The 3,459-nt window shown below is 35.7% G+C and carries 5 protein-coding genes; all 5 read left to right on the top strand.

The window, feature by feature from the left end:
• Positions 1–1,230: DUF5458 family protein (locus BACCOPRO_RS06325; RefSeq protein ID WP_008142005.1), on the top strand; the 1,230-nt coding region annotated here is incomplete at its 5' end.
• Between the two features lie 78 nt (positions 1,231–1,308).
• Entirely contained in the window at positions 1,309–2,166 is an 858-nt protein-coding gene (locus BACCOPRO_RS06330) for a hypothetical protein (RefSeq protein WP_134992922.1), read from the top strand.
• 1 nt (position 2,167) lies between these two features.
• A complete protein-coding gene (locus tag BACCOPRO_RS06335; RefSeq protein ID WP_040311259.1) occupies positions 2,168–2,569 on the top strand; it encodes a hypothetical protein in 402 nt (133 codons plus the stop codon).
• Between the two features lie 34 nt (positions 2,570–2,603).
• Positions 2,604–3,020, top strand: a complete 417-nt coding sequence (locus BACCOPRO_RS06340) for a hypothetical protein (protein WP_040311260.1) — start codon at positions 2,604–2,606, stop codon at positions 3,018–3,020.
• Positions 3,021–3,100: 80 nt separating this feature from the next.
• Positions 3,101–3,459: hypothetical protein (locus BACCOPRO_RS18310; RefSeq protein WP_008142013.1), on the top strand; the 359-nt coding region annotated here is incomplete at its 3' end.

Here is a 3,459-nt window from a genome sequence, read left to right on the forward strand (position 1 = left end):
GCAAATATGAATCCCAATAGAAAGGCTCGTCGGAATATTTTCTTGACTGATAAACAATGGGATGCTGAGCGTAGAGCTCTTGCCAGATGTTTGGGCGTATGGGAGAAACTGATTCGCAAAGAACTCACTGTTGAGCAAATGCTGGAAATGGCTAAGGAAACTGCTCTTCAGGCTGAAGAACTGTTGAATAAGAATTTGAAAGCAGCATTGGCTCGCACCCATGATTTGGAGCAGGCTTATCGTTCTGTAGCATATTTTTATAAAAATACAGAAAGTGATAAGGTCAAGAATATTACAATCGTTAATGCCAGCATGGAGCAGTTGCGTGATTTGGATAATACAGTCTTTGCTGACTATATTAATAAGGAATTGAGGCAGAATTTCGACCGTTTGGATTTGCGCCGTAATTATTCTTTGTTGGTTGTGCCGGGTTATTTAGGTTCTAATGCTATTTTGGACAAGTGGTCTAAGATGGCTTATGAAAATAAGGCATTCCTTATTACAGACTTCCAGGATTTGGAATCTCCTGATGATGTAATTGATATCTTCTTTAATGCAGACCATACAAGTGGCGATGCCTTCAAGTCAAATACAGTGATGACATGTAATTGGCTGCTTGGTCGCGCAAAGGAGGATTCCGTTGGAGAAGAAGAGAATCTTTATGTTCCGCCATCAACAGCACTTGCCGGAAAGATTTATGGTACCTTGATGTCTCAGGTTGTTGCTGGCAAGAAATTCGGAGGACTTAATGAAGTTGAAAGTGTCCGTTTCGACTTGAAGCGTAGCGAAATTTCTGAACTTGAACGGATAGGACTTGTTCCGATGGTTAATGAATATAGCAAAGTGATGGCTTTCTCTGCCAAAACTTTGTTCAATGGAGATAATCTCGGGTTGCAGACTTATTCTGTTGTTCGTGTGTTCGACTATATTACAAAAGTTTTGTTTGACTTCCTGAATCGTCGTGCATTTGAAAATTGGACTACTCGTACAGAGGCGGATTTACGTTCTCAGATTGTAAAGTTCCTGGATAGTGTAATGGGGCCCAACAAGCTTATCGAACGCTTTAAGGTGGTGAAGATTGAACAGGATCCGAACCAGAAAGACCGTATCTTGTTGGATATACACATTACACCGTTCTTCCCAGCCAAGAGTTTCGTCATTCAGCTTGCCGGTCACAAAGGTGACGGTCCGGAAGAAGCTGTTTGGGAAAGTGAATACAAACAAGAGTAAATTATTCTTTTACTAGCAAGCAATATGTCCTTTTTTGAGAAGGGCTTATTGCTTGCTGTCTTTTTATACAATAGCTTTATGAATAATATTGAGAATTTGGGGTTAATACCTTATCTTAATTCACAATTGGCTTCGGCATGGCGTATGGCTGCTGATAGTTCAAGATATGCAGAAACGCCAGAACAATATTTGTGTAAAACGATAAATATGTCTCTCAAAACAAACCCGCAAACAAAGGTTGAATTGGATCTATTTGCTCAAGAAGCAATGAAACAGTTGCATTCAAACTCAATGTTATTAAGTGGGAATGGAATTCCTACAGAAAACAATTCTTTTTCCTTTGACAATTTTATAAATGTATCAGGTAAAGTTAATAGTGGTGTTGGGGTTTATTGTGGTTATAAACAATACGACCTTTATATTGAAGCCAAGTGGAATAATGGCGTGGGAAAATGGAAAGGGAAAAACGGTGTATGGTATATGGAAAAAGTCGAAGGGAAAAAGGATTTCTTTGGAAATCAATATACCGGTGCAAGAAAAGATATTATTGCCGAATCTAATAGATATTCTAAATTTGGAAGAATATCGTTTGGGGTAAGTACTTTTATTTCTATATATCAAGGCTATAAAGCTTTTGATGCAGGAGATGGTCAAGGAGTAATTAAAGCAGGTGCTGATGTTATAGTAGGTATTATAGCTACGTGGGGTGGTCCGGTTGGATGGGCTATTAGCGGAATTTATATGTTTTTAGATTTGGCTGGAGCATTTGATCCAAGGTATACTAAGTGTGTATCACCTTATGCCAATAACCCTCATGTTCATTTGCGGGATAAAACCTATGTTAAACCTCCTTTAATACCCACATATCTACCCCGTAGAATGCCATCAGCTCCTGCCAACAATGCTGTATTCAGACAAGGTTATAAAAGATACTGATATGAATATTTGGAAATATATTTATATACGATTTTTTAAGATACGACGTAGAATAATAGGCCGTGATGGTGCTGACGAGTTTGCTGCAATGTTATTTGTGGCATCTTTTGATGTATTATTGTTTTTTGGAATAATGATACTTACTGATAAATTAGTTGATAAGATATTATCAACTAAATACGAACCTTTTTTTTTCGCTTTTTATATATTAGGGATGTTTACCATTGGCTGGTTTCGCAATCGTTCAATGTGTAAAGATGGAGCATTTGAGCGTATTAAAAAGGAGGTTGAAAATGAACCTAAAAAGTTGAAATGGGGTCTTTTATCCATTCTATATATGATATTTGTAGTTCTCTTTTTTTTATTTAGTTGCTATATTGGAAAGTACGGATTCAACCTTTGAGATTGACTGTAAGAACAAAATTGAAGATACCCAAATGAATGTTAGGAAATATACCTATATTAAGTTTTATAAATTTCGTCGATGTCTATTAGGTAAGACACTTGCAGAAGATTTTACATCACTTTTGTTTGTTGTTGGGCTTGACTTTTTGTTATATTCGGGGATTGTATTTTTGACAGATGGATTAACAGGTTATAATTTACTTCCTGACCACAAGCCTTTGTATACACTTATTTTTCTCTGTGGAGGCTTTATTCTTTGGATGGTTCATAACCATACCTTGCGTAAAAAGGGAGCTTTTGAGCGTATAAAAAAAGAGGTTGAGGAAGAACCCAGAAAGTTTTTGTGGGGAACACTCTCGCTGTTGTTTATTTTATTTACGCTTGCATTTGTAGCATCGTTAATGTACTTGTGGTCTAAAAAGATGATACCGGTTTTAGTTTCATTATGATAAATATTTATCTTTCATTCTTGATGAAAGATACTAGGAATGTATTTTCCATATTCTTCTCAACAGTATAGTTTTCAAATATGCTCAAGGAAATTTCATACTGGACATATTATTTCTTTTTGAAGCGGAAATATCTAAAGAATGGTGGACATAAATCAGACTCTGTTATGTTTATATCAGTTTGTTTATTTTTAAATTTTGCTTCTATAATTCAAATAATAGAATATTATGCCCATTTTACATTGCCAAGGTTTCCTATTACAACAAAATGGGAGTTGGCATCTTGGATATATGCGATAATTATATTAACTCCATTTATATTTTTTGTATATAATAGATATTTTAAACAGGAAAAGTTACAGGCTCTTCTTGAAGAGTATTCTAGAAAATCAGAAATTCGATTGTTGATAGGCCGGTGCCTTTTTTTTATCTATTGTAT

It is taken from the genome of Phocaeicola coprophilus DSM 18228 = JCM 13818 (assembly GCF_000157915.1).
Lineage (GTDB): Bacteria > Bacteroidota > Bacteroidia > Bacteroidales > Bacteroidaceae > Phocaeicola > Phocaeicola coprophilus.